This window comes from Streptomyces olivochromogenes (assembly GCF_021538895.1).
Taxonomy (GTDB): domain Bacteria; phylum Actinomycetota; class Actinomycetes; order Streptomycetales; family Streptomycetaceae; genus Streptomyces; species Streptomyces olivochromogenes_A.
This window is the reverse complement of sequence record NZ_JADDRL010000134.1, coordinates 1-24,407: the sequence shown is the minus strand read 5'-3', so window position 1 is coordinate 24,407 and position 24,407 is coordinate 1. Positions and strand designations below refer to the sequence as shown.

General features: G+C 70.7%; 20 protein-coding genes. 8 read left to right on the top strand and 12 right to left on the bottom strand.

Annotated elements, in window-relative coordinates; genetic code table 11:
- Positions 1-1,025, bottom strand: a 1,025-nt coding sequence (locus IPZ69_RS40165) for a serine/threonine-protein kinase (protein WP_235459687.1), incomplete at its 3' end; no start/stop codon positions are given.
- Between the two features lie 143 nt (positions 1,026-1,168).
- Positions 1,169-4,081 (bottom strand): protein kinase, encoded by a 2,913-nt coding sequence (locus tag IPZ69_RS40160; protein ID WP_235459686.1) that lies wholly within the window; start codon positions 4,079-4,081, stop codon positions 1,169-1,171.
- Between the two features lie 439 nt (positions 4,082-4,520).
- Between IPZ69_RS40160 and IPZ69_RS40155 the strand changes: the two genes are divergently transcribed.
- Together IPZ69_RS40155 and IPZ69_RS40150 are read left to right on the top strand one after the other, a co-directional pair.
- Positions 4,521-4,940, top strand: coding sequence for a hypothetical protein (locus IPZ69_RS40155; protein WP_235459685.1), 420 nt, complete (start codon positions 4,521-4,523; stop codon positions 4,938-4,940).
- An 87-nt stretch (positions 4,941-5,027) separates the two neighbouring features.
- Entirely contained in the window at positions 5,028-6,383 is a 1,356-nt protein-coding gene (locus IPZ69_RS40150; RefSeq protein WP_235459684.1) for a VanZ family protein, read from the top strand.
- A 70-nt stretch (positions 6,384-6,453) separates the two neighbouring features.
- Here the strand turns inward: IPZ69_RS40150 and IPZ69_RS40145 are convergent, their stop codons facing one another.
- Both IPZ69_RS40145 and IPZ69_RS40140 read right to left on the bottom strand, forming a co-directional pair.
- Positions 6,454-8,577 carry a serine/threonine-protein kinase gene (locus tag IPZ69_RS40145; RefSeq protein ID WP_235459688.1) on the bottom strand — a complete coding sequence of 708 codons (2,124 nt, stop codon included), beginning with the start codon at positions 8,575-8,577 and terminating at the stop codon, positions 6,454-6,456.
- Positions 8,578-8,863: 286 nt separating this feature from the next.
- Positions 8,864-10,570, bottom strand: coding sequence for a glycerol-3-phosphate dehydrogenase/oxidase (locus IPZ69_RS40140; RefSeq protein ID WP_235459683.1), 1,707 nt, complete (start codon positions 10,568-10,570; stop codon positions 8,864-8,866).
- A gap of 292 nt (positions 10,571-10,862) precedes the next feature.
- On the opposite strand from IPZ69_RS40140, the gene IPZ69_RS40135 reads away from it, so the two are divergent.
- Positions 10,863-12,071, top strand: a complete 1,209-nt coding sequence (locus IPZ69_RS40135) for a nucleotide sugar dehydrogenase (RefSeq protein WP_235459682.1) — start codon at positions 10,863-10,865, stop codon at positions 12,069-12,071.
- 147 nt (positions 12,072-12,218) lie between these two features.
- Complete coding sequence (locus IPZ69_RS40130) at positions 12,219-12,788, top strand: hypothetical protein (protein WP_235459681.1); 570 nt, start codon at positions 12,219-12,221, stop codon at positions 12,786-12,788.
- Positions 12,789-12,854: 66 nt separating this feature from the next.
- Here IPZ69_RS40130 and IPZ69_RS40125 read toward each other — a convergent pair whose 3' ends face one another.
- From IPZ69_RS40125 to IPZ69_RS40110, 4 genes are all read right to left on the bottom strand, one after another.
- On the bottom strand, positions 12,855-13,979 hold the full coding sequence (locus IPZ69_RS40125; protein WP_235459680.1) for a GuaB3 family IMP dehydrogenase-related protein: 1,125 nt from the start codon (positions 13,977-13,979) through the stop codon (positions 12,855-12,857).
- Between the two features lie 136 nt (positions 13,980-14,115).
- Entirely contained in the window at positions 14,116-15,621 is a 1,506-nt protein-coding gene (gene guaB, locus IPZ69_RS40120) for an IMP dehydrogenase (protein ID WP_235459679.1), read from the bottom strand.
- Positions 15,622-15,785: 164 nt separating this feature from the next.
- Complete coding sequence (locus tag IPZ69_RS40115; protein ID WP_235459678.1) at positions 15,786-16,373, bottom strand: sigma-70 family RNA polymerase sigma factor; 588 nt, start codon at positions 16,371-16,373, stop codon at positions 15,786-15,788.
- Positions 16,374-16,700: 327 nt separating this feature from the next.
- Complete coding sequence (locus IPZ69_RS40110; protein WP_003948568.1) at positions 16,701-17,312, bottom strand: response regulator transcription factor; 612 nt, start codon at positions 17,310-17,312, stop codon at positions 16,701-16,703.
- Between the two features lie 381 nt (positions 17,313-17,693).
- On the opposite strand from IPZ69_RS40110, the gene IPZ69_RS40105 reads away from it, so the two are divergent.
- A complete protein-coding gene (locus tag IPZ69_RS40105; protein WP_235459677.1) occupies positions 17,694-18,023 on the top strand; it encodes a WhiB family transcriptional regulator in 330 nt (109 codons plus the stop codon).
- A gap of 109 nt (positions 18,024-18,132) precedes the next feature.
- Here the strand turns inward: IPZ69_RS40105 and IPZ69_RS40100 are convergent, their stop codons facing one another.
- Positions 18,133-19,032: a LysR family transcriptional regulator gene (locus tag IPZ69_RS40100; protein ID WP_235459676.1), complete on the bottom strand. Its 900-nt coding sequence runs from the start codon at positions 19,030-19,032 to the stop codon at positions 18,133-18,135.
- Positions 19,033-19,112: 80 nt separating this feature from the next.
- On the opposite strand from IPZ69_RS40100, the gene IPZ69_RS40095 reads away from it, so the two are divergent.
- From IPZ69_RS40095 to IPZ69_RS40085, 3 genes are all read left to right on the top strand, one after another.
- Positions 19,113-19,781, top strand: a complete 669-nt coding sequence (locus IPZ69_RS40095; RefSeq protein WP_235459675.1) for an MOSC domain-containing protein — start codon at positions 19,113-19,115, stop codon at positions 19,779-19,781.
- A 96-nt stretch (positions 19,782-19,877) separates the two neighbouring features.
- Positions 19,878-20,651: an SDR family NAD(P)-dependent oxidoreductase gene (locus IPZ69_RS40090; protein WP_235459674.1), complete on the top strand. Its 774-nt coding sequence runs from the start codon at positions 19,878-19,880 to the stop codon at positions 20,649-20,651.
- 94 nt (positions 20,652-20,745) lie between these two features.
- Positions 20,746-21,453 carry an ester cyclase gene (locus IPZ69_RS40085; protein ID WP_235459673.1) on the top strand — a complete coding sequence of 236 codons (708 nt, stop codon included), beginning with the start codon at positions 20,746-20,748 and terminating at the stop codon, positions 21,451-21,453.
- Positions 21,454-21,567: 114 nt separating this feature from the next.
- Here IPZ69_RS40085 and groL read toward each other — a convergent pair whose 3' ends face one another.
- The 3 genes from groL to IPZ69_RS40070 all read right to left on the bottom strand — a co-directional run.
- A complete protein-coding gene (gene groL / locus IPZ69_RS40080; RefSeq protein WP_235459672.1) occupies positions 21,568-23,196 on the bottom strand; it encodes a chaperonin GroEL in 1,629 nt (542 codons plus the stop codon).
- Between the two features lie 122 nt (positions 23,197-23,318).
- The gene (gene groES / locus IPZ69_RS40075) at positions 23,319-23,627 is read right to left on the bottom strand and encodes a co-chaperone GroES (protein WP_235459671.1); all 309 of its coding nucleotides are present in this window, start codon (positions 23,625-23,627) and stop codon (positions 23,319-23,321) included.
- Positions 23,628-23,830: 203 nt separating this feature from the next.
- The coding region (locus IPZ69_RS40070; RefSeq protein WP_235459670.1) for a polysaccharide deacetylase family protein at positions 23,831-24,407 on the bottom strand (577 nt) is incomplete at its 5' end.

Here is a 24,407-nt window from a genome sequence, read left to right as displayed (position 1 = left end):
GGGGCGGCCGGGGGTCCGATCACCGTCGGCGTCGCGGAGGCGTGCGACGGCGTCGGCGTCGCCGTCTCGCCGCCGTACGGGAAGCCGGTTCCGGAGGTGTACTGAGGGCCGGTCCCCGTGCCGGATCCGGAACCGGAGCCGTACCCGGTCCGGCTCTCCGCGTCCGGACCCAGGTTCTGGGTCGGCACGAACGCCTGCGCCGCGCTCGGCCGGCGGCCCTCCGCCGCCTCGGCGAGCATCTGCTCGGCCTGCTCCGCGCTCGGCCGATGGGCCGGATCCTTGCGCAACAGGGCGGTGATGACGGACCCGAGCGGACCGGCGTGCTGCGGCTCGGCGGCCTCCTCCTCGACGACCGCCTGCATGGTGCTGATCGGCGAGGTGCGGCGGAACGGCGAGCGGCCCTCCACCGCCGTGTACAGCGTGGCGCCGAGCGCCCACAGGTCGGAGGACGGGCCCGGGTCGTGGCCGCGTACCCGCTCGGGCGCGAGGTAGTCGACCGAGCCGACGACCTCTCCCGTACGGGTGATGGTGGTGTCGCCCTCGATCTGGGCGATGCCGAAGTCGGTGAGCAGGACCCGGCCGTCCTGGCCTATCAGGACGTTGCCCGGCTTGACGTCACGGTGCAGTACGCCGGCGGAGTGCGCGGCGCGCAGCGCCCGCAGCACCCACAGCCCGATGCGCGCGGCCTCGCGCGCCTCGACCCGTCCGCTCTCCTTGACCTCGTCGGCCAGCGAGTTGCCCTCGACCAGCTCCATGACGATCCACGGACGGCCGTCGTGTTCCAGTACGTCGTGAATGGTCACGACGGCGGAGTGGTTGATGCGCGCGGCGGCGCGGGCCTCGGACCGGGTGCGCGCCAGGAGAACGGCCTGGTCGCTGTCGGACACATAGAGCGCCGCGGTCAACTCCTTGATGGCGACAGCACGGTGCAGCACCTCGTCGTGGGCGCGCCACACCCGGCCCATGCCGCCGCTGCCGATGGAGTCGGCCAGCCGGTAGCGGCCCGCGATGAGCAGGCCCTGCATCTGATTCACGTTGCCCCGCAATGCTCTTGACAGGGTCAGACTAAGGATCTGGTTCCCGACTGGGAACCAGGGGGGTGCCAAGGAAACCGCACTGTGACGGTTGTCGCCTCCCGAGGAAAGGACGCAAGTGGGGGCGGACCGGTTCAACCGGAGTACTGGTAGGTCGCCGAAGCCTGCTCGTAGAGCCGGGTCACCTCGTCCCGCTGGGCCTCCGGGCCACGGACCTGAACCACGTGGTAGCGGCCGTCGAGCAGGATCGCGATGTTGCGGACGAACAGGTCGTGTCCCTGGGTGTCGGTCCAGGTGAACTGCCCCTCCGCCATGGTCCGTCCGCCCACCTCTATGGTTCTGAGGCCGGTGGCCGTGGCCCAGCTGGAGTCGCGGTAGGGCTGCAGCTCGTTCTCCTTGTCCCGCTGGTAGGCCATGGGGTCGCTGCCGTACTTCGACGCGCCGTCCCGCCCCGGTACGACGATGAGCTCGAAGTCACCGTGCGCGTACACCACCTGCCCGAGTCCGTTCTTGGGCGTGCGGTCCCAGCCCTTGGCGACGGCGAGCCGGAAGCCCTCGGGGTCCTTGCGCAGGGTGAAGCCGTCGGCGACGGAGGGGTCGCCGGTGGTCTGCGTCTCGGTCGAGGGGGCCGACTGGGACGGGTCCGGGTCGGTGCTCGGCGAGCTCTGCCCGCTCGGCTCGGACGGCTTGGCCGAGTGCGCGGCGCCTGAAGGTGCCGGACTCGCCGCGCCGGCGGACCCCGTGCGGTCGCCGCTCGCCGCGCCGTCGCGGTGTGCCTTCGGCATGAACAGCATGGCGTACGCGACCGCGCCCGCCAACAGGAGCAGGATCAGCAGCAGGAGCGTACGGCCCAGGCTGCGCGGGGACTTCGCCTCCTGCCGGGCCCGCTTGTGCCGGCCGTGCGGGCTGGTCGCGGGCAGGCCGGCACGCCGCCTGCGCACCAGTTCGCCGCGCCGGCGCACGATCGGCAGCCGGCTCGGGTCGGCGGGCGGCGCGGCGATGACATGCGTGCCCGCCTCCGGCTCGGGCGCGGAGCGCACCAGCGAGCGCAGCCAGCCGCGCAGTTCCTCGAAGTCCAGCCGGTCGGTGGGGTCCTGGCGCAGCAGCGACTCCACCACCGGCCGCAGCGGTCCGCACTCCTCCGCGAAGGCGGGCGGCTCCGCGCACACCAACTGCACCAGCTCGGCGGTCGACTCCTCCGGATACGGCGCGTGTCCCTGTACGGCCCGGAAGAGCAGCGCGCCGAGCGCCCACAGGTCGGTCGAGGGCCCGATCGGCGCCGCCAACTGCCAGTTCTCGTGCACCGGCCCGGCCTGCTCCGGCGCCCACCGCTCGGTCACCGGCCCCACCACGGTCATCCGCACATGCCGAGCCCGCTCGGCGGCGAGCGCGGTGGCGGGACCGCGGCGAGGAGGGTGCCCGACGGCGGGGTCGTCCCAGCGGGCCGGGGGGTGCGGGGTGCGGGTGTGGGTGCCGGCGCCGGTGTGAGCGCCGGTGTGCGAGTTCGCGTCGGTGTTCGGGGCGACGGCGTTCGGAGGCAGGGGCAGGCCGTCGGCACCGGGCGCGGGCGCGGAACCCGCACCGGCCGCGCGCCCGACGCGGGGGCGGCCCGCCTGCGAGGGAAGGACGGGAGCGGGGAGCATGCCGTCCGCGTCGAGGCCGGGCATGGGGCCGGTGTCGGCGCCGTGGGTGCCCGGGTCGGTTCCGCCCGCCGGGAGCGCCGTTCGCCGTGGGCCGCCGTCGACGGCCGGCGGGGTGCCTGCGGGGCCGGTGCGTGGTGACGCTCCGTGCCAGGGAGCGGCGTGCACGCCGTAGGGGTCGGCGATCTGGCCGGGGGGCGCGGCGCTGGTCCGGTGGTCCTGATCCGCGCGCCCGCCGGAAGCGTACGACTGGGCCGAGCCGTTCGCGCCGGCGTCGGTGTCGTCCTCGGCGGGCGGGCGGGCTCCGGGCAGCGCGGCGTACCCGTTCTGCTGGGCCTCCTGCACCCGGGCCGCGGCACGCGCGCCCGCACGATACGCGGCGATCGCCCCGGCGCGCTGGGCCCGGATGTCCCCGCCGCTCTCCAACGCCCAACGGCTCTGCGTCCCCGTGGTCCCGGCCTCGCCGGCCCCGTCCGCTCCGGGCCCCGGCACCTGCCCGGCCGCCCGCGCCTGAATCGCGGCACGCCGGGCGGCCTCGGGATCCACGGCACCGGCACCCGGCCCCCCGGAACCGCCCTGCCCCACGGGACCCGCCCCGCCGAAGCCGACGGGTCCGCCCCGCCTGCCGGGCCGACCGAGCCCGCCGGGGCTGACGGGAGTACCCGGAGCACCGGCACCGCCCGGGGCACCCGCGCCGCGCAAGCGGCCGTCGTCGCCGGGGCCGCCCGGCCCGTCGAGCCCGTACTGCCCGGCGTCACCCTCCCCGGGCGCTCCCGCGGGCCCGTCCTGGGCCGGTACCGGGTCGTAGCCGCACAGCGCCTCCTCCGCCGCCCCGACCGCGAGACCGGTCAGCATCACGCGGCCGTCGTCGCAGACGAGGACCGTGCGGGCGGTGATGTTGCGGTGGACCCAGCCATGGGCGTGCAGCACACGCAGTGCCATCAGCACGTCGGAGGCGACCTCGGCCGCCCGGTACGGCGTCAGCGGCTTCTCGGCGAGCAGCGCGGCCAGCGGACGCGCGGCCACGAGCTCGCTGACGACCCACAGCGAGCCGCCCTCGGCGAACACGTCGAAGACCTGGTCGAGCCGTGGATGATCGGGGATGCGGGCCGCGGCCTGCGCGGCGTCCACCGCGCGCCGCACCGCCGGGTCGGCGGGCCGTCGCGTCGCCTCCCGTGCCGTCGGCGGCCGAGGCCCGGCACGGTCACGCGCCGTGAAACCCTCGGGCAGCCCGTCGGCGTCGAGCACCTCCGCCTCGACGACCTCCGGCAACGGCACCTGCCGTACCAGGACTTCCTGTCCGCTGTAGGTGTCGAAGGCCCGGGTCTCGGTGAGTTCGTACTCGTCGGTGGGCGGCAGCGGCAGGCGGTAGCGGTCGGCGAGCACCCGACCCGCATAGTCGTCCACGTTGCCTCCCCCGGCCGCCCGGTTGGTCAAATCCGTTCGCCTCGCGGCCCGTTCCGTACCCATACCTGGATGCGTACGGTCCGCAACTACTCACGATACGTGCCGGAGGCAAGCTGCATTGAGGGGATGACGGATTCTCGCGCCTTCAACCGTAGCCCAGCTCCGGGGCCGGACCTCGCGAGCCTCGTCCGCATCCTTCAGCGCCGCAGCCGGGGGGCATCCCGCTTCACCGCCACACCAGGCCCGCCGCGGGGCCGACCGAGGGTTTATCGGATTAAGAGCTTCCGCTTTTCATTGACCATTCGACGATCCTTGATCCGGCGAAGACAATGAGGAACTTCTCTCTCAAAAGGCCATCAAGAGGCCATTTCAATTTCAGGCCACTAGCCTGTAATGTTCGGCCCGCACAACAACAGCGCCTCTTTGATTTGGAGCACGCATGAAAAAGGCAATGCGACTGCTGGTCAGCGGTGTCGCCCTCTCGCTTCTCCCTCTGACGTTCGGCGCCGGCGAGGCAAGCGCCTGGGGCGGCAAGGGTTATGAGTGCACCACGCTCAGCAACGGCGACCTTTGCATTCGCATTTACCACTCGTCCGACGGCTACACGAACACCCGTAAGATCGAGGTGGACTACAGCAAGTTCTCCGGTTCCACCATATACGTCAAGGGCGGCTTCTCCTCTCCGGGTGGAACGGTGTGGGCCGGCAGCTACAGCAGCCTTTCCTCCGGGCACACGTACCGAAAGTACTTCGACAATGTGCCCTTCGACCGTACCGTCAACGTGACGGGCCTGATCCAGGTGCAGGGTCAGGGCCAGTTTGCGACGCCGCCGCAGTCGATCTCCGAGTACTACGGCTGACGCACTGACAGGCTGTCGGTAAAGCGGTGCGGGGCTGAACGGAAGACTCACTCTCCGTTCAGCCCCATTGCATACAAGGGTGCTTACATGATCACGGCTATATTCTCCGCGCAGCCTCTTCTGGTTGTTCTCCTGGTGACGAGTTCTTCAGTGCTCGCACTCGCCGGTTTTCTGCTCGGCCATCGGATCAACCATTCGAAGCGCTTCTCCTGGGCATTGGCGGGCGCAGGCGTGGGCATCGCCCTCGCCGCAACCCTCACACCGGCGAAGGGCTCTTCGGGCTATTCCGGCACATGTACGATCAGCAAGGATTTCCTTCAGTCCGTTGGCACCGAGCAATGGCTGCTCAACGTCGCTCTGTTCGCCCCCGTGGGCCTCTTCTTGACTCTGGCCGGTGCTTCGTACGCCAGCTCCGTGGCCGTGGCCTCGACCCTCTCGATGGCCATCGAGTTCACTCAGTCAGCTCTTCCTGGGATCGGGCGCGCCTGCGACAGCAACGATTTCATCGCGAACACCCTTGGCGCACTGCTCGGTACAGTCTGCCTCATCGTGATTTCGCTGCTGCGGAACAGCCCGTCCAGGGAGATAGTGAATGCTTCGGGCGGCAGCCGGGGACTGTTGGTGATCGGCGCCGTCATGGGAGTGGTGGCGATCGCCGGGCTCTTTACCTCGACGATAGTTTTCGTGGACTCGAGCACGCCGATATCGGAAGCGAGCTCCAGTCAGGAGAGTTCTGTTTCTCACGCCCTTGAGGCGCTGTCCGATAAAATTCATGTGACGAGAACACAGATTTCGAATCTCCCCAATGACTACGGGACGGGCCAGCGCACCCTCGTCGCCTCCTGGAAGAACGGAAACGCTGAATTTTCCTGGCCGGACGCGAAGATCCACCAGCTCTGGAGCAGCACGGGAATACCCCTCAAGGGTTACTCGAACCACACAGGAATCGATAGCCGAACGCAGGCCAAAATCCTCGCCGCCAAGCTGGTTTCCAGTAATTTTCCTTGGGCTTCCGCCGCCACAGAAGTCTCCGCCGACACGGATCCTCAGTTCCGCGGAGCATGGCGAGTTACATACCGACAGAGGCGGGATGGCGTCATCATGCCCCTGCATTTCGCCGTCACGTTCTCCAAGGATGGCCGCCTTATGCAACTGGAGGCCCAGGACACCCGCGTTCCTGATCGGATCCCACGGGCCAGGGTCTCGCAGGCAGACGCATCAAAGACCGCTGTATCGCATGTCCCTCGCCATTCGCATCTTTCTGCAACCCAGCTCAGGCTGATCAAGGAAGGCGCCAATTGGCGGACTGTGTGGGACTTCACCTATAGCCGCCAGGGTGACGCCAGTAATTCCTACAACCCTGTCTCCGTGCTTGTCGACGCGGGTACCGGGGAACTACTGCACGGGAACGGCCCTGACGCCGTGTCGGGCAGTTCTCTCTGATCTGACGCAAGAGGACGGCGCGCGTCTCCCCACCCGTACGGCCTGTGAGGCCCGAACAGGAGCACACAGCTCACTTCTTGGGCTCAAAGGACTTCGTAAACGTCTTCCAGGTGTCTTCGCGCAGGCCGCTGTGCCAGTCCGCGGCCTGCGCGGTGTACATCAGCCCGTAACCGAGGTGGCCGCTCACCACAAAACCCCGGTCGACGGAACGGTACTTGGTGCCGTCCTCGACGTAGGTGAACTCCCAGTCGGCCGTGTTCCAGCCGCGGTAGTCGACCTTCTCTATGCGGATCCTCTGGTACTGGGCGCGCACCATGGAACCTTCCTGGCTCCTCCAGTCCGCAACCGGGTCGTTCTTGGGAGCACTTGTCCATCCGACAAGCAACTTCTGCCCGTGTGGCCCTGTGTACCGGTCACCGGCGCGGCCGGTGGACTGGTACGACCACCCCTTGGGCAGCCCGATCGAGTACCCCTGGCCGCCCCGGTACGTCGACACCGCCGACGCGCGCCCGCCGCCGGAGTCGGAGGCACCCTGGTCGCCGTCCTCCGACGCGTTCGCCTTCCCCGGCGTCGCCCCGGTGTCCGAACCCGCCGTGGCGGCCGGCGAACCGTCACCGTCCGTGCCGGCGCCCTTGTCCTTCTTGGTCTCGGGGCTCGCGCTCGCCGACGCCACGGCCTTCGAACCGCCGCCGCCCTTAGCCCCCTTGGAGCCCTTCGAGCCGTTGTCATCGTCACCGTTGAACACGATGGCCAGCACGGTGCCGAGCACGGCGAGCACGACCACCACCGCGATGATCATCAGCGTCCGCTTCGGCACCACATCGGTGAGCGGCGCCTTGGGCACCGGCCGCGGCGGCAGATCCGGCGGCGGCACCACGGGCCACCCCGAACTCGGCTTTCCGCTCGCGGAGTCGGCGCCCTGCGCACCCCCCGACGCCGGAGCCGAGGCCGAGCCCGCGGAGGAGGTGCCGCCCGGCACCCGGGGCCCGGCCACTGCCGCGGAACCCGAACGCCCGGCGTCCGCGCCCGCACCGGCACCACCGGCGCTCACGCCCCCGGCGGCCGGACTCCCGCCGGCACCAGAGGCGTTCGCGCTCTCCACACCCGCGCCGCCACTGCCGCTCTTCGTGCGCGTCGCCGCCGCCGAGGTGGCGGCCCCGGCAGCCTTGCGCACGGAACGCAGCGCGCCGCGCAGCTTCTCCGCGGCCTCCTCGCCCCGCTTGCCCCCGGCCGAACCGTCCTCGTCCGCACCGCCCTTGCCCTTGCCCTTGGATCCGTCGGGCTGGCCCGGCAGCGGCACGACCCGCGTCGCGTCCAACTCCTGCGGCTCGGGCGCGCGGAGCACCGTGTCGAGCAGGGCACGGGCGCCCGCGTCGTCGAGCCGCTTGGCCGGGTCCTTGGTGAGCAGGCCGTAGATGACGTCCCGGAGCGGGCCCGCGTTCTTGGGCTCCTCCAGGGGCTCGGTCATGACGGCGGTCAGCGTCGCGATCGCCGACCCCTTGTCGTACGGCGGCACACCCTCGACCGACGCGTACAGCAGACCGCCGAGCGACCACAGGTCGGCGGCCGGTCCCGGCTTGTGGCCCCGGGCGCGTTCCGGGGAGATGTAGGAGGGGGCGCCGACGAGCATGCCGGTGGAGGTGATGGACGGGTCGCCCTCGACCTGCGCGATGCCGAAGTCGGTGAGCACGACCCGGCCGTCCTCGGCGATGAGCACGTTGGACGGTTTGACGTCACGGTGCAGGATGCCCTCGCGGTGGGCGGAACGCAGCACGTCGAGGATGGCGAGCCCGACCTCGGCGGCGCGCCGCGGCTCCAGCAGGCCGTCCTCCCGGATGACCTCGGCGAGCGACTTGCCCTCGACGAGTTCCATCACGATCCACGGCCGGTCGTCCTCGTCGACCACGTCGAAGACCGTCACCGCGCTGTTGTTGCGGATCCGGGCGATCGCCTTGGCCTCGCGCAGGGTGCGCGTGATCAGGCGCCGCTTCTCGTCGTCGTCGATGTTCGACGGGAAGCGCAGCTCCTTGACCGCGACCGTCCGGCCGAGGGTCTCGTCCTCGGCTCGCCAGACCGTGCCCATGCCGCCCCGGCCGAGCACGTCCCCCAGCCGGTACCGACCGGCGAGAAGACGCTCGCTCTTGTCCTGACGAGTGTCCTGACGGGATGTCCCCGCCCGCTCCGCCTCCGACATGCGTCCCCTCATGCAACCCGCCCTGACAGAGCCTCCATTGTCCCTCACCCGACAAGTGCCCAGCGCCCAGGGTGCCCGTCGCCCTCCGGCGGACCCGCGCCGCGGGGCTGTCGTCACCTTCCGCGTATGCACGGGCACCGGCGGACATGAGCGCGAGCGCGGACCCGCCCTTCGAACCCGTCCCGCTCGCTTCCGAGTTCCGCCCTCGCACCCCGTAGAACGAGCCAATTCCGAACGAATATCCCGCTTCACGGCACTCGTACGAGTGAAAGCCCCGCGCGACGGCTCAGAGCGGCACGATGTCCGGCGCGCCCAACCGCGCCGCGTCCGCCGTCTGGTCGTCCGGCTGGAGCTGGGACTCGCGCTCGGCCTCCACCCGCTTCTCGTAGTGCTCGACCTCGCGCTCGATCTGGTCCTTGTCCCAGCCGAGGACGGGTGCCATCAGCTCGGCGGCCTCGCGCGCGCTGCGGGTGCCGCGGTCGAAGGTCTCGATGGAGATGCGGGTGCGGCGGGTGAGCACGTCGTCCAGGTGCCGGGCACCCTCGTGCGAGGCGGCGTACACGACCTCCGCGCGCAGATAGTCGTCGGCGGCCTGCAACGGCTCACCCAGCGAGGGGTCGGAGGCGATGAGGTCGAGGACCTCCTCCGCCATCGAGCCGAACCGGTTCAGCAGATGCTCCACGCGCACCACGTGCAGCCCGGTGCGCGCGGCGATCCGCGCCCGCGCGTTCCACATCGCCCGGTAGCCCTCCGCGCCCAGCAGCGGGATCTCCTCGGTGACGCATTCGGCGACGCGCATGTCGAGGCCGTGCACCGCCTCGTCGACCGCGTCCTTGGCCATCACCCGGTACGTCGTGTACTTGCCGCCGGCGACGACCACGAGGCCCGGCGCAGGATGGGCCACCGTGTGCTCGCGGGACAACTTGCTGGTGGCGTCGGACTCACCGGCGAGCAGCGGCCGCAGTCCCGCGTACACACCCTGGACGTCGTCGCGGGAAAGGGGCACCGCGAGCACCGAGTTCACGTGTTCCAGCACGTAGTCGATGTCGGCGCTGGACGCGGCCGGGTGGGCCTTGTCCAGGTCCCAGTCGGTGTCGGTCGTACCGACGATCCAGTGGCGGCCCCACGGGATGACGAACAGGACGGACTTTTCGGTGCGCAGGATCAGCCCGGTGGTGGAGTGGATGCGGTCCTTGGGGACGACCAGGTGGATGCCCTTGGAGGCGCGGACGTGGAACTGTCCCCGCTCCCCCACCATCGCCTGGGTGTCGTCGGTCCACACGCCGGTGGCGTTGACGATCTGCTTGGCGTGGATCTGGTACTCGCCGCCGCCCTCCACGTCCTGCACCCGGGCGCCGACGACCCGTTCGCCCTCGCGCAGGAAGCCGGTCACGCGCGCGCGGTTGGCGGCCTTCGCGCCGTACGACACCGCCGTGCGCACCAGCGTCGCCACATAGCGCGCGTCGTCCATCTGGGCGTCGTAGTACTGGAGCGCGCCGACGAGGGCGTCCTTGCGCAGGGCGGGGGCCACGCGCAGGGCCTGAAGGCGGCTCAGGTGGCGGTGCATGGGAAGTCCCCGGCCGTGGCCGCGGGCCATCGACATGGTGTCGTAGAGCGCGACGCCCGAACCGGCGTACAGGCGCTCCCAGCCCTTGTGCTGGAGCGGGTAGAGGAACGGGACGGGCTTGACCAGGTGCGGGGCGAGGCGTTCGAGCAGCAGGCCGCGTTCCTTGAGGGCCTCGCGGACGAGGGCGAAGTCGAGCATCTCCAGATAGCGCAGTCCGCCGTGGATCAGCTTGCTCGACCTGCTGGAGGTGCCGGACGCCCAGTCACGGGCCTCGACCAGCCCGGTGGACAGGCCACGGGTCGCCGCGTCCAGCGCGGTTCCGGCGCCCACCACTCCGCCACCCACGACCAGTACGTCCAGCTCGCGCTCGGCCATGGCCGCCAGTGACTCGGCGCGCTGCGCCGGTCCCAGTGTCGCTGTCCTCACCGCTGCCTCCCGCTGTCGATCACATCGGTCGCGTCGGCCGCACCCGGTGGGCGAAGCCCGGTTCGTCTACCCCCTGCCCAAATTCTGACCGGCTTGCCCGACTTCAGCCACCACTCGCCCCCAGCCTGTGGACAACAGACTCATGACCAGCGGAAGACCACGAGACGACACAAGAAATCAATCCCGCAAAACGGTCATATTTACTCCTAGTCTGACAGTGCGCTGGTCCCTCCTGTCCACAGGGCTTGCGCACCTGCCCCGCGTCGGTTACTGGGAAGGACGGCCCCCCGCCATGCCCGCAGACCTCGCCGTCATCGGCCTCGGTCCCTACGGCCTGCCCCTCGCCCAGGCCGCCGTGGCCGCCGGCATCCCCACGGTCGGTTACGCCACCGGGCCCGAGGCCGGCTCCCTCAGTCCCGCCGAACTGCGCCGGATGCTCGCCAAGGGCTTCCGGCAGGCCACCGACCCCTCCGGGCTGGGGCGGGTGCGCACCGCGGTGATCTGCGCGCCGACCCCGCGCGGCGCGGACGGCGGACTCGACCTCGCCCAGGTGGAGGCGGCCGCCCGCACCCTGGCCGAGCGGCTGCGCCCGCACACGACCGTCATCCTGGAGTCGCCCGTGCACCCGGGCACGACCGAGGAGTTCCTGCGTCCCCTGCTGGAGAAGGGCTCGGGGCTGCGCGCGGGCCGCGACTTCCACCTGGCCTACTCGCCCAGCCGCGTCGACCTCGGCAACCGCGACTTCACCCCGGGCAACACCCCCAGGGTGATCGGCGGCCTCACCCCGGCCTGCACCGAGTCCGCGGCCGCCTTCTACGCGCGCCTCACCGACAAGGTGGTCCGCGCGCGCGGGCTGCGCGAGGCGGAGACGGTGCAGCTCCTGGAGACGAACTTCCGGCACGTCAACATCGCGCTCGTCAACGAGATGGCCGTCCTGTGCCACGACTTGGGCGTCGACCTGTGGGACGTCATCCGTTGCGCGGAGACCAAGCCGTTCGGCTTTCAGGCGTTCCGGCCGGGCCCCGGCGTCGGCGGCCACGGCGTCCCGCAGGACCTGACGAACACCCCGGGGCGCACCCTGCGCATGGTGGAACTGGCCCAGCAGGTCAACAGCCGCATGCCCAGGTACGTCGTCCAGCGCGCCGCGGCGCTCCTCAACGAGCACGGGAAGTCGGCCCGCGGCGCGCGCGTGCTGCTGCTGGGCATCACCTACAAGGCCGACCTCGCCGATCTGCAGGGCACCCCCGCCCAGGAGCTCGCGATCCAGCTGATGGAACTGGGCGCCTCCGTCAGCTACCACGACCCGCACGTGGCCTCCTGGAGCGTCCTGGGCCGCCCGGTCCCGCGCGCGGACTCCCTCTACGAGGCGGCGGCCGACGCCGACCTGACGATCCTGCTCCAGCAGCACCGGACGTACGACATGCAGGGGCTTTCCGTGAAGGCGCAGCTGCTGCTGGACACGCGCGGGGCGACGCCGACGGGGGCCGCGCACCGGCTCTGAACGGGAAAACCCGGGGGCGTTGTCGGTGGTGCCTGTTAATCTCCCCCAGTCGTCGCACAGGCGTGCCTACGCCGCTTCGACCCACCATCCAGCTTTCCAACCGGCCTCTGCGGCCGGTTTGCCTTGTCCCGTGGGGGGATTCCTGTCATGAGCCAGTCAGCGCCGCAGCCGCCGCAGCCCGGTCCGGTCGACGGCAACCCGTACGCCCAGCAGGCACCCGCCGGCGCTCCGGACGCGCCGGGCGCTCCGGCGCCGGGTGCGCCGTACGCCCCGCAGCCGGGCGCGTTCGCCCCGCCGGCGCCGCCCGCGCCCGGCCGGGACAACCTCGTCCTCGGCCTGGTGGCCGCGGTCGCCGGCACCCTGGTCGCGGCCGCCCTCTACGGCGTCGTCATCGGTCTCACCGAGCACGAGATCGGCTGGGCCGCGATCGGTGTCGGCTACGTGATCGGTGCCGCGGCCGGCAAGATCGGCGGCCGTAACCCCGCCATCGCCATCGTCAGCGCCGTCCTCGCGCTGGGCGCCGTCTACCTCGGCCAGCTGGTCGGCGACGCGATGATGATCGCCGACCACTTCCACCTGAACTTCTCCGAGGTGTTCTTCGATCACTTCGACGGCGTCCAGGAGCTCTGGAAGAAGGACGCGGACCCGCTCACCTTCGCCTTCTTCGGCATCGCCGCGTTCGCCGCGTTCTCCGGCGCCCGCAAGGCCGCCGCGTAACGCCTCCCCCGCAAGGGAAAGGGCCCGCCCACCGCACCGGTGGACGGGCCCTTCGCGTCGTACGGGTCAGCGCTTGTGCTGGCTGTCCGCCACCGTGACCTCGACCCGCTGGAACTCCTTGAGCTCGCTGTAGCCGGTGGTGGCCATGGCGCGGCGCAGGGCGCCGAAGAAGTTCATCGAGCCGTCCGGGGTGTGGGACGGGCCGGTGAGGATCTCCTCGATCGTGCCGACCGTGCCCAGGTCGACCTTCTTGCCGCGGGGCAGCTCCTCGTTGACCGCCTCCATGCCCCAGTGGTGGCCCTTGCCGGGCGCGTCCGTGGCACGGGCGAGCGGGGAGCCCATCATCACGGAGTCGGCGCCGCAGGCGATCGCCTTCGGGAGGTCGCCGGACCAGCCGACACCGCCGTCCGCGATCACGTGCACGTACCGGCCGCCGGACTCGTCCATGTAGTCGCGGCGGGCCGCGGCCACGTCGGCGACGGCGGTGGCCATCGGGACCTGGATGCCGAGCACGTTGCGCGTGGTGTGCGCGGCGCCGCCGCCGAAGCCGACCAGGACGCCGGCCGCGCCGGTGCGCATCAGGTGCAGGGCGGCGGTGTAGGTGGCGCAGCCGCCGACGATCACCGGGACGTCCAGCTCGTAGATGAACTGCTTCAGGTTCAGCGGCTCGTGCGAGGACGAGACGTGCTCCGCGGAGACCGTCGTACCGCGGATGACGAAGATGTCCACGCCCGCGTCCACGACCGCCTTGGAGAACTGGGCGGTGCGCTGCGGGGAGAGCGCGGCCGCCGTGACCACGCCGGAGTCGCGCACCTCCTTGATGCGCGCGCCGATCAGCTCCTCCTTGATGGGAGCCGCGTAGATCTCCTGGAGGCGGCGGGTGGCCGACTCCGCGTCCAGCCCGGCGATCTCGTCGAGCAGCGGCTGCGGGTCCTCGTGCCGCGTCCACAGGCCTTCGAGGTTGAGCACGCCCAGGCCGCCGAGCTCACCGATGCGGATCGCGGTGGCCGGGGAGACGACCGAGTCCATGGGGGCGGCCAGGAAGGGCAGCTCGAAGCGGTAGGCGTCGATCTGCCAGGCGATCGAGACCTCCTTCGGGTCCCGCGTACGGCGGCTGGGGACGACGGCGATGTCGTCGAAGGCGTACGCCCGGCGGCCGCGCTTGCCGCGCCCGATCTCGATCTCAGTCACGTCTGTGGCCTTTCCCTCTGCGTTTCAGCGTCTTCCAGTATCGCCGACGGCCACGGCGGCGCCGCTTGGCAGGTGCGCCGAGGGCGGCCCCGGAAGCTCCGGGGCCGCCCTCGGCCATGTCACGCGCGCGGACGCGTCACCGCTTGGCGCTGTAGTTCGGCGCCTCGACCGTCATCTGGATGTCGTGCGGGTGGCTCTCCTTCAGGCCCGCCGAGGTGATCCGCACGAAGCGGCCCTTGGACTCCATCTCCTCGATGGTGGCGGCGCCCACGTAGCCCATGGTCTGGCGCAGGCCGCCGACGAGCTGGTGCAGGACGTTGGCCAGCGGGCCGCGGTAGGGCACCTGGCCCTCGACGCCCTCGGGCACGAGCTTGTCGTCGGTGGCGACCTCGGCCTGGAAGTAGCGGTCCTTCGAGTAGGACCTGCCCTGGCCGCGGGACTGCATGGCACCCAGCGAGCCCATGCCGCGGTACGACTTGAACTGCTTGCCGTTGATGAAGAGCAGCTCGCCCGGGGACTCCTCACAGCCCGCGAGCAGGCTGCCCAGCATGACCGTGTCGGCGCCGGCGGCGAGCGCCTTGCCGATGTCGCCGGAGTACTGCAGACCGCCGTCGCCGATCAGCGGGATGCCCGCCGGGCGAGCAGCGAGGGAGGCCTCGTAGATGGCGGTGACCTGCGGGACACCGATACCGGCGACCACCCGGGTGGTGCAGATCGAGCCCGGGCCGACACCGACCTTGATGCCGTCGACACCGGCGTCGATCAGCGCCTGGGCGCCGTCACGGGTGGCGACGTTGCCGCCGATCACGTCCACGTTCACGCTGGACTTGATCTTCGACATCCAGCTGAGGGCGTTGCTGTTGTGGCCGTGCGAGGTGTCGACGACCAGGAAGTCCACACCGGCCTCGGCGAGCGCCGCGGCGCGCTCCAGCGCCTCGGGGCTGGCGCCGACGGCGGCACCGACGAGCAGCCGGCCCTCGGAGTCCTTGGCGGCGTTGGGGTACTGCTCCGCCTTGACGAAGTCCTTGACCGTGATCAGGCCCTTGAGGATGCCCGCCTCGTCGACCAGCGGAAGCTTCTCGATCTTGTGCTTGCGCAGCAGCTCCATCGCCTCGACGCCGGAGGTGCCGACCTTGCCGGTGACCAGCGGCATCGGCGTCATGACCTCGCGGACCTGGCGCGTGCGGTCGCTCTCGAAGGCCATGTCACGGTTGGTGACGATGCCCAGCAGCTTGCCGGCCGGGTCGGTGACCGGGACACCGCTGATGCGGAACTTGGCGCACAGCGCGTCCGCGTCGGCGAGCGTGGCCTCGGGGTGCACCGTGATCGGGTCGGTGACCATGCCGGACTCGGACCGCTTCACCAGGTCGACCTGGTTGACCTGGTCCTCGACGGAGAGGTTGCGGTGCAGCACGCCGACGCCGCCGAGGCGCGCCATCGCGATCGCCATGCGGGACTCGGTCACCTTGTCCATCGCCGCGGACAGCAGCGGGATGTTGACCCGAACGTTGCGAGAGATACGGGACGAGGTGTCGACCGCGTTGGGAAGCACCTCGGAGGCGCCCGGCAGCAGCAGCACGTCGTCGTAGGTCAGCCCGAGTGTCGCGAATTTTCCGGGCACTCCGTCGACGTTGGCAGTCATGACACCTTCCCCAAATGGCCTTGATCGGTGCGGATGTCCATGCTAACGGGAAGCATGGCTAGCAAATTCCACGGTGTGGAGTGACTTCAGGCTTCGTATGTTCGTACGGAAACGAACGCGCGCCTGTTCACAAAGGGGAGCTACGAAGGCTCCGCACAAGGCTGTTACTGCTCGGCGAGCGCGCGCAGCCGGCTCAGCGCCCGATGCTGGGCCACCCGCACGGCGCCGGGTGACATTCCCAACATCTGTCCCGTTTCCTCCGCGGTCAAGCCCACGGCGATCCTCAGCAGCAGCAGTTCGCGCTGGTTCTCCGGGAGGTTGGCCAGCAGTTTCTTGGCCCATTCGGCGTCGCTGCTGAGCAGCGCGCGCTCCTCGGGCCCCAGGGAGTCGTCCGCGCGCTCGGGCATCTCGTCCGAGGGGACGGCCGTCGAACCGGGGTGGCGCATCGCGGCGCGCTGGAGGTCGGCGACCTTGTGCGAGGCGATGGCGAAGACGAACGCCTCGAAGGGGCGGCCGGTGTCCCGGTAGCGGGGCAGGGCGAGGAGGACCGCTACGCAGACCTCCTGGGCGAGGTCCTCGACGAAGTGACGTGCGTCGCCGGGCAGCCGGGACAGACGGGTGCGGCAGTAGCGCAGCGCGAGGGGGTGGACATGAGCGAGCAGGTCGTGCGTGGCCTGCTCGTCCCCGTCCACAGCGCGATGCACGAGGGCACCGATCGCCCCTTGGGCCGTGCCCGCCTCGTCGTCGCGCATCGGTCCATGGTGCCTTGCGGCCGTACGGTCCGTCGCATCGCGTCCGTGGTTGTGCACCGAAGCGTTATGAGCAGGTGCGCCGGCACTCATCCCCTGCGCCCTCCCCTTCCGCTCGACCGACTCGTCCCCGAGAGACTCCACACCTCCAAGGATGCGGCATCCGCGGCGAAACGAGCAGCGGGCATCCTGCGGGCCGTCGGAACCGCTCGATCCCGGCCGCCTTGCGGCGGGCGGCCGGCCGCGCCCCGGCCCGATCCCGTCGTCGGACTCACGCCGCCCTTCGGGAGGGCGACGGGAGTCCGACGGCAGGGCCCGGGGCTCACCGTCCTACCGGACCAGGCCCCACCGGAAACCGAGCGCCACCGCATGCGCACGGTCCGAGGCGCCGAGCTTCTTGAACAGGCGCCGGGCGTGCGTCTTCACGGTGTCCTCGGAGAGGAACAGCTCGCGCCCGATCTCGGCGTTGGAACGGCCGTGGCTCATGCCCTCCAGGACCTGGATCTCCCGCGCGGTGAGCGTGGGCGCGGCGCCCATCTCTGCCGAGCGCAGCCGGCGCGGGGCCAGCCGCCAGGTCGGGTCGGCGAGCGCCTGGGTGACGGTCGCGCGCAGCTCCGCGCGCGAGGCGTCCTTGTGCAGGTAGCCGCGGGCGCCGGCGGCGACCGCGAGGGCCACGCCGTCGAGGTCCTCGGCCACGGTGAGCATGATGATGCGGGCACCGGGGTCGGCGGACAGCAGCCGGCGCACGGTCTCGACGCCGCCCAGTCCGGGCATGCGTACGTCCATCAGGATCAGGTCCGAGCGGTCGGCACCCCAGCGGCGGAGGACTTCCTCGCCGTTGGCCGCCGTCGTCACGCGCTCGACGCCGGGCACGGTCGCGACCGCGCGGCGGAGCGCCTCTCGGGCAAGCGGGGAGTCGTCGCAAACGAGGACGGATGTCATGGCCGCCCTCCGCAGCTGATGCGCGTCACCTTGAGCCTCCAGGCTGGTACGGAATCGTCACCTGTGCGGTCGACCGTCTCGGACGCCTGCCCGAGCGCTTGTGTTTTCAACCGCCTCCGCACTCTCAACGACGGTCACTCGAAAGAGTTACGGGGCTGCGTGCCATCTTCGGCACTCTACGTGAGGGTGCGGACACGGTGGAGACATGCCCGTCAGACTCTCAACTTTTCATCACAACCTATGCCCCATTTAGCCCCTTTTCTTCCCGTTTCACGGTGTCTGGGGCTAGATTCGCAATGAGTCATATTTTCATCTCCTTAGATCGGAGATGTACGGTCGTTGGCACCGGATCCGCCCAGAACGGCTACAAGGGGTCACGTAATGGCAGATTTCTCCCGCCTTCCCGGACCGAACGCGGACCTGTGGGACTGGCAGCTCCTGGCTGCCTGCCGTGGGGTCGACAGCTCGCTCTTCTTCCACCCGGAGGGTGAGCGCGGGGCGGCTCGGAGTGCTCGCGAGAACTCGGCCAAGGAGGTCTGCATGAGGTGCCCCGTCCGTGCGGAGTGCGCGGCGCACGCGCTGGCGGTGCGCGAGCCGTACGGAGTGTGGGGCGGCCTGACCGAGGACGAGCGCGAAGAGCTCATGGGGCGGGCGCGCAACCGACTGGTGTCGGCGTCGTCCGCCGGCGGTGACACCGCCTCGAACGCCTGAAGGAACGTTTCTGCGACTTCTCCGCACTTGGGCACGCACCCGCGTGCCTGAGTTCTGTTCGGCGCGCCCGCGCGCCCCGGACACCTCACGGCACGCGCACGCGTGCCCTTCACGGCCGGCGGGCCGCCCGCCCCAGCTGTTCCAGCGTCGCCGCCACCGCCGGGACCTGGGCCAGGTCGGGCAGGGTGAGGGCGACGACCTCCCGCCGCACCGCCGGTTCCAACGCCACCGCGCGCGCACCCCTGGGGCGTACGGACTCGATCGCGAGCTGGGGCAGGACGGCGACGCCGAGACCCGCGCCCACCAGGCCGACCACCGCCGGATAGTCGTCGGTGGCGAAGTCGATGCGGGGCGTGAAGCCCGCGCCCTCGCACACCTCCACCAGGTGGCCGCGGCAGCGCGGACAGCCCGCGATCCAGGGCTCCTGGGCCAGCTCCCCGATGGCGACCGACTCCGCGCGCGCGAGCCGGTGCCGCTCCGGCACCAGGCCGACCAGCCGGTCCGTCAGCAGCGGCCGCACCACGAGGTCGTCCCACTCCTCGGCGCCCGCCGCTCCCTCGTACCGGAAGGCGAGGGCCACGTCGCAGTCGCCCTCACGGAGGAGCTCGACCGACCTCGGGGGCTCGGCCTCCTCCAGGGAGACCCGGGTGCCGGGGTGCGCGGCGCGCAGCGCGGCGAGGGCGGTGGGGACGAGGGTGGAGCTGCCGCTCGGGAAGGAGACCAGCCGGACCCGGCCCGCGCGCAGTCCGGCGATGGCGGCGACCTCCTCCTCGGCCGCCGTGAGTCCGGCAAGAATCCCGGAGGCGTGCCGCACGAGCGCCTCACCGGCCTGGGTCAGGCGCATCTCGCGGCCGCTGCGGACCAGTAGCGGGGTGCCGACCGAGGCCTCCAGGGCCTTCATCTGCTGGCTGACGGCGGGCTGCGTGCAGCCCAGTTCACGCCCCGCCGCGGAGAAGGAGCCGGTGGTGGCGACGGCGCGCAGGACGCGGAGATGACGGGCCTCTATCACCCGCCAATCATAAGCCTTCCTTGGATCAGTCACCCGATATTCGCTCGACGCTTTGAGATGGGTCCCGTACCGTGCGAAGCATGAACGTTCTCTCGGTGAACCTGGGCCGTGCGCGGGCCGTGCCGTACACGGACCAGCCGCAGGGCCTGACCGGCATCGACAAGCGCCCCGTGGACGGCCCCGTGCGGGTGACCGCGCCCGGCCCGAAGGGCACCGCCGGCAGTGGGCTCGCCGGGGACGCCGTGTGCGACCTGCGCCATCACGGCGGCGACGACCAGGCCGTGTACGCGGTCGCGCGCGAGGACCTCGACGACTGGGAGCGCGAGCTGGGGCACCCGCTCGCCAACGGCTCCTTCGGCGAGAACCTCACGACCCGGGGCCTGGACGTGTCCGGCGCCCTGATCGGCGAACGCTGGCGCATCGGCGCCGCGCTCGTGCTGGAGGTCACCAGCGGGCGCATCCCCTGCCGCACCTTCCAGGCCCATCTGGGGGAACGGGGCTGGGTGAAGAGATTCACGCAGAAGGGTGCGCCCGGGGCGTATCTCAGAGTGATCGAACCGGGCGAGATCCGGGCCGGCGACCCGGTGGAGATCGTGCACCGGCCGGACCACGACGTGACGGTGGCGCTGCAGTTCCGGGCCGAGACGACCCGGCGCGACCTGCTGCCGCGCGTGCTCGTGGCGGGCAGCGCCCTGCACCCGGAGACACTGGAGACGGCGCGGAAGTACGTGGCGAAGTACGGGGCCTGAAGTCCTGTCACCCGGGCGGGACGCAAGGGCGTTTCAGCATGCGGATGGCCCGTGCGCGCAGCGGACGCCGTCAGTCCGGGTAACTACCCTTGGGCCATGACAACGGCTCTGATTACGGGATCGACCGCGGGAATCGGTGCCGCGTTCGCGCGGCGGCTGGCGGCGGACGGGCACAACCTGGTCCTCGTGGCGCGGGACACCAAACGGCTGCGCGAGCAGGCGACCGAGCTGCACGACCGGCACGGCATCGAGGCGGAGGTGCTGACGGCCGACCTCGCCGAGGACGTCGGCATCGAGGCGGTGGCCGCCCGCCTCGGGGACCGCAGGAACCCGGTCGACCTGCTGATCAACAACGCGGGCTTCGGCAACAAGGGCCGCTTCCTCGACGTACCGATGGCGGACGAGCTGCGGATGCTCAAGGTGCACTGCGAGGCGGTGCTGCGGCTGACGGCGGCGGCGACGGAGGCGATGAGCGAGCGCGGCCGCGGCGGGGTGGTGAACGTCGCCTCGGTCGCGGCGTTCGTCCCGCGCGGCACGTACGGGGCCTCGAAGGCGTGGGTCGTGCAGTTCACGCAGGGCGCGGCGCGGGACCTCGCGGGCAGCGGCGTCCGGCTGATGGCACTGTGCCCGGGCTTCGTGCGCACGGAGTTCCATCAGCGGGCCGGGATGGGCACGGACAACATCCCCGGCTGGATGTGGCTGGACGCGGACAAGCTGGTCGCGGCGGCGCTGGCCGACCTCGCGCGCGGGAAGTCGCTGTCGATCCCGGACCCGCGGTACAAGACGCTGATGGGACTGGCGAAGGTGGCGCCGCGCGGGCTGCTGGGCGGGATCACCTCGAAGACGGGGCGCAAGTACGGTCCCCAGTGACGCGCGAGGAGCCGCTCACGACGCGGTGACGCCGCCGCTCCGGTGGGAAAATGGGCGTGACGGTACCGGACCCAGGGGGGCCGGAGGCGGTGTCATGACGTTCGTGCAGCTCATCGAGTGCAGGACCAGCCGGTTCGACGAGATGGACCAGCTGATGGACAAGTGGGTCGAGCAGACCAGGGGACGGCGGACCGCTCGGCACGACATGGTCGGGCGGGACCGGTCCGACGGCGAGCACTTCATCGAGATCGTGGAGTTCCCGTCGTACGAGGAGGCGATGCGGAACTCGCACCTCCCGGAGACCCACCGGATATACCGGGACCTGGTCGCCCTGTGCGACGAGATGCCGACGTTCACGGACCTGGACGTCGTACGGGACGAGCAGTTGCACGAGGCCAACGCGCGCCGTTTCTTCGAGGCGATCTCGGCCCCCGGCGAACTGCCGCCGCTGGACGGCGTGATGACCGAGCACTACCACGACCACGACCCGGCCAACGAGCAGGACATCCTGGGGATGGACGCGATACGCCGGGAGATCACCATGTGGCGCGGCGCCTTCGACTACCGCTTCGACCTCGACGACCAGATCGGCGAGGGCGACCGCGTGTGCACCCGCTGGACCTGGCGCGGCATCCACAAGGGCGAATTCCTGGGGCTGCCGAACACCGGCCGGCAGGTCACCATGACCGGCACGACCGTCTTCCGCTTCGGCGAGGACGGGAAGATCGCCGAGGGCTGGTGGCAGTACGACCGACTCGGACTGATGGCGCAGTTGGGGGCGTTGGACGAGCTGGAGACCTAGGCCGGCGACGGGCCGGGCCCCAGTACGCGCCCCGGGACGGTGCGGGCGACGCGAAGGCCCGGCACCCTCGGGGTGCCGGGCCTCACTGCCGGTGTGTGCCGGCGCTGACGTGCGTCAGTGGGCGTGGCCGTGACCGTGGCCGTGGCCCGCCTCGGCCGGCTCCTCTTCCTTCTTCTCGACGACCAGGGTCTCGGTCGTGAGGAGCAGGGAGGCGATGGAGGCGGCGTTCTCCAGGGCGGAGCGGGTGACCTTCACCGGGTCGATGACGCCGGCCTTGACCAGGTCGCCGTACTCGCCGGTGGCGGCGTTGAAGCCCTGGCCCTTGTCGAGCTCGGCGACCTTGGAGGTGATGACGTAGCCCTCCAGGCCGGCGTTCTCGGCGATCCAGCGCAGCGGCTCGACGGCGGCGCGGCGGACGACCGCGACACCCGTGGCCTCGTCGCCGGTCTTGTCGAGGTTGCCCTCCAGGACCTTCACGGCGTGGACGAGCGCGGAGCCACCACCGGAGACGATGCCCTCCTCGACCGCGGCGCGGGTCGCGGAGATGGCGTCCTCCAGACGGTGCTTCTTCTCCTTCAGCTCCACCTCGGTGGCGGCGCCGACCTTGATCACGCACACGCCGCCGGCCAGCTTCGCGAGGCGCTCCTGGAGCTTCTCGCGGTCCCAGTCGGAGTCGGTGTTCTCGATCTCGGCCTTGATCTGCGCGACGCGGCCGTGCACGTCCGCGGAGTTGCCGGCACCGTCGACGATCGTGGTGTCGTCCTTGGTGACGGTGACGCGGCGGGCGGAGCCGAGCACGTCCAGGCCGACCTGGTCGAGCTTGAGGCCGACCTCCTCGGAGATCACGGTGCCGCCGGTGAGGACGGCCATGTCCTGCAGCATCGCCTTGCGGCGGTCGCCGAAGCCGGGGGCCTTCACGGCGGTGGCGTTGAAGGTGCCGCGGATCTTGTTGACGACCAGGGTCGACAGGGCCTCGCCCTCGACGTCCTCGGCGATGATCAGCAGCGGCTTCGAGGCGTTGGACTGGATGATCTTCTCGAGGAGCGGCAGGAGGTCCGCGATGGCGGAGATCTTGCCCTGGGTGATCAGGATGTACGGGTCGTCGAGGACGGCCTCCATACGCTCCTGGTCCGTCACGAAGTACGGCGACAGGTAGCCCTTGTCGAAGGCCATGCCCTCGGTGAAGTCCAGCTCCAGACCGAAGGTGTTGGACTCCTCGACGGTGATGACACCGTCCTTGCCGACCTTGTCCATCGCCTCGGCGATGAGCTCGCCGACCTGCTGGTCCTGGGCGGACAGCGCGGCCACGGCGGCGATGTCGGACTTCTCGTCGATCGGGCGGGCCGACGCGAGGAGCTCCTCGGCGACGGCGGCGACGGCGGCGTCGATGCCCTTCTTCAGGGCGGCCGGGGAGGCGCCGGCGGCGACGTTCTTCAGACCCTCGCGCACGAGCGCCTGGGCCAGCACGGTGGCGGTGGTGGTGCCGTCACCAGCGATGTCGTTGGTCTTGGTCGCCACCTCCTTCACCAGCTGGGCGCCGAGGTTCTCGTACGGGTCCTCGATCTCCACCTCGCGGGCGATGGTGACGCCGTCGTTGGTGATGGTGGGCGCGCCGAACTTCTTGTCGATGACGACGTTGCGGCCCTTGGGGCCGATGGTCACCTTGACGGTGTCGGCCAGCTTGTTGACGCCGCGCTCAAGGGCGCGACGGGCGTCCTCGTCGAACTTCAGGATCTTCGCCATGACAGCGTGAGCCCTCTCGGAAATCTTGGGTGAAAGAAAACTGCGCCCCCGACGCCCTGCTTCTTATGGGTCGCGGGGGCCAAGGGCGCAGCTCAAAGCAACGAAGTGTGCTTTCGGGTGAATTACTTCTCGACGATCGCGAGCACGTCGCGAGCCGAGAGGACGAGGTACTCCTCGCCGTTGTACTTCACCTCGGTGCCGCCGTACTTGCTGTAGAGAACGACGTCACCGACCTTGACGTCGAGCTCGATACGCTTGCCGTCCTCGAAGCGGCCCGGCCCGATGGCCAGGACGACGCCCTCCTGGGGCTTCTCCTTGGCGGTGTCCGGAATGACCAGGCCCGAAGCCGTGGTCTGCTCGGCGTCGAGCGGCTGGACCACGATGCGGTCCTCAAGCGGCTTGATGGCAACCTTGGAGCTGGCGGTCGTCACGATCCGACCTCCCCCTTCGGAGATCTCACGGGGTTAACTGTCTGAGGTGGCGACCAGGTCGATCCGTCGTCGCGGGTGCCGGACCTGCCCGTCGCGTTGTTGGCACTCTCCAGGGGGGAGTGCCAGAGCCGAGACTATGACTGCGATTAGCACTCGGTCAAGCGGAGTGCCAATTGCCGTGCGGCGCGTCAGCCTGGGGTTCCTCAGACGTAGTCCTCCAGGCGGGCCACTGTCAGGCCGCGGGACTGGACTCTGCGCAGCAGGCGCGCGGTGCGTTCCCGCAGGGTGGGGCCCGTGGACTCGTCGGGGCCGACCAGGATGATGTCGCCGCGGCACAGGTGCCGGGGACCGTGCGCGTAGGTGATGTCGTCGGCCGTCATCGCGGCGCGCCACAGGACGACCGCCGCGACGCCGCAGTCGGCCGCCGCGCGCAGGGTCGTGGTGTCGTACGTGCCGTAGGGCGGGCGGAACAGGCGCGGGCGGAGGCCGAAGCGGGCGCGGAGTTTGTCCTGCTGACCGCAGATCTCGGCGCGCTGGCCGGCGTACGGTAGCCCGCGCAGGGCGGGGTGGTCGAGGGTGTGGTTCTGGATGTCCGCGCCGACGGCGCGCAGGCGGGCGAAGTGGCCGTAGCCCGGTCCGACGACGCTGTCGGTGAGGAACATGCTGACCGGGAGCCGCAGTTCGCGGACCATGTCGACGAAGCGGGGGTCCCGCTCGGCGCCGTCGTCGTAGGTGAGGAAGACGACCGGGTCGCGGGTGCGGACGTGGTCCAGGACCGGG